This is a genomic window from Sphingomonas sp. AOB5, from assembly GCF_029433115.1.
Taxonomy (GTDB): domain Bacteria; phylum Pseudomonadota; class Alphaproteobacteria; order Sphingomonadales; family Sphingomonadaceae; genus Sphingomonas.
This window is the reverse complement of sequence record NZ_JARNTV010000101.1, coordinates 1-7264: the sequence shown is the minus strand read 5'-3', so window position 1 is coordinate 7264 and position 7264 is coordinate 1. Positions and strand designations below refer to the sequence as shown.

The 7264-nt window shown below is 66.9% G+C and carries 5 protein-coding genes and 1 pseudogene; 5 read left to right on the top strand and 1 reads right to left on the bottom strand.

The annotated features are described in order from the left end of the window. The 4 genes and pseudogenes from P1X14_RS21230 to P1X14_RS21215 all read left to right on the top strand — a co-directional run. Positions 1-200, top strand: a pseudogene (locus P1X14_RS21230) (hypothetical protein); the annotation flags it as partial. 46 nt (positions 201-246) lie between these two features. After that, the gene (locus P1X14_RS21225) at positions 247-1161 is read left to right on the top strand and encodes a sulfite exporter TauE/SafE family protein (protein WP_277317421.1); all 915 of its coding nucleotides are present in this window, start codon (positions 247-249) and stop codon (positions 1159-1161) included. Next, on the top strand, positions 1158-1931 hold the full coding sequence (locus tag P1X14_RS21220; RefSeq protein ID WP_277317420.1) for a TIGR02186 family protein: 774 nt from the start codon (positions 1158-1160) through the stop codon (positions 1929-1931). The genes P1X14_RS21225 and P1X14_RS21220 overlap by 4 nt, the downstream gene beginning before the upstream one ends. A 70-nt stretch (positions 1932-2001) precedes the next feature. After that, positions 2002-3669, top strand: coding sequence for a DUF87 domain-containing protein (locus tag P1X14_RS21215; RefSeq protein ID WP_277317419.1), 1668 nt, complete (start codon positions 2002-2004; stop codon positions 3667-3669). Between the two features lie 102 nt (positions 3670-3771). On the opposite strand, the gene P1X14_RS21210 is transcribed toward P1X14_RS21215, so the two are convergent. Continuing rightward, positions 3772-5241 carry a M23 family metallopeptidase gene (locus tag P1X14_RS21210; RefSeq protein ID WP_277317418.1) on the bottom strand — a complete coding sequence of 490 codons (1470 nt, stop codon included), beginning with the start codon at positions 5239-5241 and terminating at the stop codon, positions 3772-3774. 247 nt (positions 5242-5488) lie between these two features. Between P1X14_RS21210 and P1X14_RS21205 the strand changes: the two genes are divergently transcribed. After that, positions 5489-7264: helicase-related protein (locus P1X14_RS21205; RefSeq protein ID WP_277317417.1), on the top strand; the 1776-nt coding region annotated here is incomplete at its 3' end.

The window sequence follows — 7264 nt, the reverse complement described above, 5'->3', positions numbered from 1 at the left end:
CGGTGCGGCTCTCGCTGGGCGGCGGCATCTGGGGCGCCGCGCAACGCGATGCGCAGCGGCTCGATATCGGTCCCTCGGCGGCGCTGGCGGTACCGGTCGCGGGGCAGAATCTGCGGATCGCACTCGACTGGCGCCAGCGCGTAGCGGGCGACGCGCGGCCGGGATCAGGGTTGGCCCTGACCATCGGCAGCGATTTCTGACGCGGCTGCCTTTTGCTGCACGGCAAGGCAGGGTATCGGCTGATCCGTGGACCTGTACCTCCCCATCGCCAATCTCTCGGTCAATGCGCTGGTGATCGTCGCGCTGGGCCTTGGCGTGGGATTGCTCTCGGGCATGTTCGGCGTGGGCGGCGGGTTTCTCACCACGCCGCTGCTGATCTTCTACGGCATCCCGCCCACCGTCGCCGCCGCTTCCTCGGCCAGTCAGGTGACCGGCGCGAGCGTCTCGGGCGTGTTCGCGCATCTGCGCCGCGACGGCGTGGACATGCATATGGGCGCGGTGCTGATCGCGGGCGGCGTGCTAGGCAGTTTCGCGGGCGCAGGACTGTTCGCGTGGCTGCAATCGACCGGCGCGATCGATACGGTGATCGCGATCCTCTATGTGCTGATGCTCGGATCGATCGGCGGGCTGATGCTGACCGAAGCGGTGCAGACGCTGCGCGCGCAACGCGCCGGCATGCCGATCAAGGCGCGCAAGCGGCGGCATCATCCGATGGTGGCGATGCTGCCCTTCCGCTGGCGCTTCTATCGCTCGGGCCTCTACATCTCGCCGCTCGCCCCGCTGATCCTTGGCTTCTTCACCGGCGTGCTGACGATGTTGCTCGGCGTGGGCGGCGGCTTCATCCTGGTGCCCGCGATGCTCTATCTGCTCGGCATGGGGACGCAAGTGGTGGTCGGCACCTCGCTGTTCCAGATCATGGTGGTCACCGCCTGGGCAACGATGGTTCATGCCACCACCACCAAGGCGGTCGATATCGTCCTGGCCGCGCTGCTGCTGCTCGGCTCGGTGGTCGGCGCGCAGCTGGGCGCGCGGATGGCATCCAAAGCGCGGCCCGAATATCTGCGGCTCGCGCTGGCGGTGATCGTGCTGCTGGTGGCGATCCGCATGCTGCTCGGTCTCGCCTGGCGGCCCGACGAACTCTATTCGGTGGAGCTGATGTGAAGCGCGCCGCCGCTCTCCTGCTGCTCGCGCCGCTGTTGCTCGCCCAGGCGCAGGGACCCAAGCCGGTACTCGTGCCGGACGTGTCACAGCGCGATATCCAGATCGCCTATTCCTTCACCGGCGCCGATCTGCTGCTGTTCGGCGCGATCGTCTATCCCGGCGGCCGTGCACCGGCCGAGGGCGAGAAGCCGGCCGAGATCGTCGTCGTGGTGAAGGGTCCGACCCAGTCGGTGCTGGTCCGCGAGAAGGAGCAGGTGGCGGGCATCTGGGTCAATACAGAGCGGATGCGTTATCGCTCCGCGCCCAGCTTCTACGCCATCGCTTCGTCCAAGCCGATCGGCCAGCTGGTCGACCAGCGCACCCGCGACATCTACGAACTGGGCGTCGACAGCCTTCAGCTCTCGCCCGCCTCCGGAGCCTCGCCCGAGGTACAGAAGCGCTTCGACATTGGACTCGTCGATCTGCGCAAGCGCGGTGGCCTCTATTACGAAGCCAATGGCGCGGTCGAGATCACCGGCGGCGTGCTCTACCGCGCGCGGCTCAACATCCCGGCGCGCGTGCCTGTGGGGCGCTTCACTGCCGAAACCTTCCTGATTCGCGACGGCCGCGTGCTTGCCGCCGCGGTGCGCCCGATCGATATCCGCAAATCGGGATTCGAACGCTTCGTCGCGCGCTCCGCGGAACGTAACTCCGTGCTCTATGGCCTTGTGGCGGTAGCGTTATCAGTGCTGTTCGGCTGGGGCGCGGGCGCGATCTGGCGTCGATTCTAACCGCCTCCAAACACACGCATTCTTTACTCCTCGGGGCGCATACCGGCCGATGGGCAACGGGGAGTTTCCGATGGAAGGCCAGTTTGGCGCGCGGGGTTTCGAGAACGCGACGCCAGTTTCGGGAGAGTCGTTTTCCGCGCCCGCGCAAGCGCGGGTGATCGGCCGCGTGATCGAGATCGCCGGCTCGTCGAGCCAGGTGATGCTCGACGCCGCTGCACTGGAAGCCCTCACCGCCAGCACCGATATCGCCGTCGCCCATGCCGGACAGGTGGGCAGCCAGGTCAAATTGCGCGTCGGCGGGACGTGGCTGATCGCCAATGTCCGCTCGCTCAAGCTGGCCGATGACGGCCGCATCGCCGCCCAGATCGATTTCCTCGGCGAAGGCGATGAGGAGAAGCTGACCGGCAAGCTCTACAAGTTCCGCCGCGGCGTGACGCGCTATCCGACGCCCGGCGTCGAAGTGTTCCCGGTCTCGACCGCCGACCTGAAGCAGATCTATGCCGCGCAGGATCAGGCTAATATCGAGATCGGCAATGTCTATCCGACCAAGGATATCCGCGCCGCCCTCTATGTCGACGCGATGCTGGGCAAGCATTTCGCACTGCTGGGATCGACCGGTACCGGCAAGTCGACCAGCGCCGCGCTGATCCTCCACCGCATCTGCGAGCTGGCGCCGCAGGGTCATATCGTGATGATCGACCCGCACGGCGAATATGGCAGCGCCTTCCAGTCGAACGGTGCGCTGTACGACGTGTCGAACCTGCAGATGCCGTACTGGCTGATGAACTTCGAGGAGCATTGCGAGGTCTTCCTGACCACCGAAGGCTCGGCTCGGCAGGTCGATGCCGACATCCTCGCCAAGTGCATCCTGATGGCCAAGCAGAAGAACCGGCTGGCCGCCGAGATCGGCAAGCTGACCGTCGACGCGCCGATCCCCTATCTGCTGAGCGATCTGATGACGATCCTGCAGAACGAGATGGGCAAGATGGACAAGGCGACCGACACGGCGCCATACCTCCGCCTCCGTTCCAAGATCGACGAGATCAAGGCCGATCCGCGTTATGCCTTCATGTTCTCGGGCATGCTGGTGGCGGATACCATGTCGCAATTCCTGGCGCGCATCTTCCGCCTGCCGGGCGACGGCAAGCCGATCTCGATCATCGACGTGTCGGGCGTGCCCAGCGAAATCACCTCCGTGGTGGTCGCGGTGCTCAGCCGGATGGTGTTCGACTTCGCGATCTGGTCGCGCAACGAACCCAAGCGGCCGATCCTGCTCGTCTGCGAGGAAGCGCACCGCTACGTCCCCAACGAGCGCAACGCCGACGGATCGTCGGTCGGCCGCATCCTCAGCCGCATCGCCAAGGAAGGCCGCAAATATGGCGTGTCGCTGGGCCTGATCACCCAGCGTCCGTCCGATCTGGCCGAAGGCGTGCTTTCCCAGTGCGGCACGATCCTGTCGATGCGCCTGAACAACGAACGCGACCAGGCCTTCGTGAAGGCCGCCATGCCCGAAGGCGCGCGCGGCTTCCTCGATTCGATTCCCGCGCTTCGGAACCGCGAGTGCATCGCGGTGGGCGAAGGCGTCGCGACGCCGATCCGGCTGCTGTTCGACAATCTCGACGAGAACAAGCGGCCTGCCTCGGCTGACCCGCTCTTCTCGCAGCTTTGGCGCGAGACCGGCGGCGAGGACGGGATCCTCGAGCGCACGATCAAGCGCTGGCGGTCTCAGGGGAAGTGACGATCCGCTGATCGTCATCCTTGCGAAGGCAGGGATCTCGCGCCACCATCCGATCGCTCTGAAATTGGAAGATCCCAGCCTTCGCTGGGATGACGAGGTTACTTATTCCTCGTCGTCGTTCCGTGATCCGCCGACGGGCACCGCCATCAGCCGGCCGAGGCGCGAGCGCAGCACTGCCAGATCGTTGCCGCCAAGCTGCTGCACCACCGAGAAGCTGACCGAGCGCGGGTTCACCGCCACGCCGTTGCGGTACAGCTCGTAATGGAGGTGCGGGCCGGTCGACATGCCGGTCGAGCCGACCGCGCCGATCTGCTGCCCCTTGCGCACGCGCTGGCCGGGGCGGACGAAGATGCGGCTGAGATGACCATAGCCGGTGCCATAACCGCCGGCATGGTTCAGCTTGATGAAATTGCCATAGCCGCTCGAGCGGCCGGCGATCACGACCACGCCATCGGTGGCGGCATAGACCGGCGCGCCCCAGGGCGCGGCCACGTCGAGGCCCTTGTGCATACGGGCATAGCCCAGGATCGGGTGGCGGCGCATGCCGAAGCCCGACGAGATACGGCCCGCGGCAGGCATCGCCATCATGCCGGTGCGGGCACCGCGGCCCGCGCCGTCGAACCAGCTGTCGCGCCCGTCGACTTCCATCCGCACCAGCTGCATCTGGTTCGAACAGCCCGCGACGCCGGCATAGAGAAGGTTGCCCATGCGCACTTCGCCGGTTTCGGCGCGTGCCTGCTCGACGATGATGTCGAACTTGCAGCCCGAACCGATCCGGCCGACCGGCATGCGGGTGTTGACCGAGCGGATATAGGCTTCGACGGCCTTGGCCGGGGCACCGGCGGCACGCGCCGAGCGATAGAGGCTGGGGCCGAACGCGCCCTGAATGCGCAGCGGCGTATTGTCGATCGCGATCGGCGTCTGGATCAGCGCCAGCTCGCCATTGTTGCGCACGACCTTCACGCTCAGGTCGAAACGCGCGCGGAACTCGACTTCCTTCAGCGGGCGCGGCTGCGACTTGTTCTCGCGGCGGCCCAGAGTGATGTCGAGCGGGGTGCCCGCAGGGATATCGGCCAGGGTGATCGCGCCGCCGAGCAGATCGACGACACGGTCCGCATCGCCGCCGCCGACGCCGGCGCGCTGGAGCGCACCCATCAGCGTGCCGCCCGAGGCGAGCTTGGCGGTGGTGTTGATTTCGGGGCGTTCGGGCGTGTCGCTGAGCGGCGCGACCAGAGCGGTCGCCGCCATGTGGCGCCCGCTCTTGGCGCCCTGGCTCAGCGGCGCGATCGCCTGCGCCTTGGCGGCTTCGCGGTCGGCGCCGTGGAGGGCGGCGGGCACGCTGCCATAGATCGGATTTTCGAAGCCCGGCGAAATCAGGAAAGTGAGGCCGCACAGCGCAACGCAAGTGGCGGCGCCGCGGAACCAGGTGGCCGATCCGATGCGCGAACCGAGATCCGGCGTGAAATCGAAATCGGCGAAGCGCGACTTGGCGGCGGGCGCAGGGTTGGCGGCATAGGGAATCGCAACCGATCCGCCGCCCGTATCCAGCCCATGATCATTGCGCAGGAACAAGGCGCGCTGCCCCCAAAAGTCGTCCGAAATGCCGACACCCCCGGCACGGCCCGAATCACTGTGTAAGGCAGGGTTTAAAGTCAAATTAAGTAGCCCCTTGGGCGCGCTTCCCTGCGACGACTTGTGCCACAGCAAAGATGAAGGGAAGCTTTCACCAAATTCGCTAACCAATCCAACATGGTTAAGCCGATTCGGCAACCAAGGGGTGTTGCTTAAGGGGCGACTCGGCCCGATGTTTCCCGCAATCATGAGTCGGTTCGCGCGTTCCCCCGTCACTGCGGTCCTTGGTCCCACCAACACCGGCAAGACCCATCTCGCGGTCGAGCGGATGTGCGGCCATGCCAGCGGCATGATCGGCTTTCCGCTGCGGCTGCTGGCACGCGAAGTCTATGATCGCGTCGTGAAGATGAAGGGCGAGGCCCAGGTCGCGCTGATCACCGGCGAGGAGAAGATCCTGCCGCCCAAGGCCCGCTGGTTCCTGTGCACCGCCGAGAGCATGCCGACCGACCGTGAGTGTGCGTTCGTGGGGCTGGACGAGGCCCAGCTCGGCGCCGATCCGGAGCGCGGCCATGTCTTCACCGACAGGCTGCTGCGCGCGCGGGGTTATGAGGAGACGATGATCCTCGGATCGGATTCGCTCCGGCCGATGGTCAAGGCGCTGGTGCCCGAGGCCGAGATCGTCGGGCGGCCGCGCTTCTCGACGCTCAGCTATGCCGGGGCGAAGAAGATCTCCCGCCTGCCGCGCCGATCGGCCATCGTCGCGTTCAGCGCCGAGGAAGTCTATGCCGTGGCCGAGGCGTTGCGGCGTTTGCGCGGCGGCGCGGCGGTGGTGATGGGCGCGCTATCCCCGCGCACCCGCAACGCGCAGGTCGAGATGTTTCAGGCGGGCGAAGTCGATTATCTCGTCGCCACCGACGCGATCGGCATGGGGCTGAACATGGACGTGCACCATGTCGCCTTCGCATCGCTCCACAAGTTCGACGGCCGCCGCCAGCGCCGGCTGACCATCGCCGAGATGGCGCAGATCGCCGGGCGCGCGGGACGGCACCAGAAGGACGGCAGCTTCGGCGCACTGCACGAACAGGGACCCGAGGCCTTTACCCCCGAGGAAGTGCTGGCGATCGAGGGGCATCGCGTGCCGCCGCTGGAAAAGCTCTACTGGCGCGAGGGCGAACCCGAGTTCGACAGTATCGAAGACCTGATCGGCAGCCTGGAGCGCAAGCCCGATTCGCCCGTGCTGCGCGCCGCGCCGGAAGCGGTCGATCTCGCCGTGCTCAAGCGGCTGGCGGGCGAGGACTGGGTGCGCGACCGGGTGCGTTCCCCTGCGATGGTCAGGCGGCTATGGGCGGCATGCGGCCTGCCCGATTTCCGCAAGCTGGGCGCCGATCCGCATGCCCGCTTCGTCGGGCGCATCTTCGGCCATCTGAGCGAAGGCAAGGGCCATATCCCGCACCAATGGTTCGCCGACGAGATCGCGCGGCTCGACAATATGGGCGGCGATGTCGAGACGCTGGCCGGGCGGATCGCGGCGGCGCGCAGCTGGGCCTATATCGCCCATCGCCTCGACTGGCTGGAGAACCCGTTCCACTGGGCCGAGCGCACCCGCGCGATCGAGGAGAAGCTGTCCGACGCGCTCCACGCCAGCCTGACCCAGCGCTTCGTCGACAAGCGCACCACCGTGCTGCTGCGCCAGATCGGTGCCGATGCGTCGAACCTGCCGGTGACCATCGGCCCGGATGGCGAAGTGAGCGTCGAGGAGCATAGCCTGGGCACGCTGGAAGGCTTCCGTTTCACCGTGACCCCCGATGCCCGCGCCAACGACAAGCGCATGCTGCTGGCCGCGGCCGAGAAACGGCTGGCGAGCGAATTGCGCAAGCGCGGCGCGGCGCTGGCCGAAGCGGCGGATGGCGAACTGGCGCTGACCGGACAGGCGCTGGCATGGGGCGGCGTGACCGTCGCCCAGCTGAAGCCCGGCCCCAGCCTCGCCCGGCCGAAGATCCTGCTCGACCGCGCACTCGACGTG

Bases quoted from the DNA above. Each gene is read 5' to 3' on its own strand.
- P1X14_RS21215 (WP_277317419.1), top strand. From the start codon at position 2,002: ATGGAAGGCCAGTTTGGCGCGCGGGGTTTCGAGAACGCGACGCCAGTT.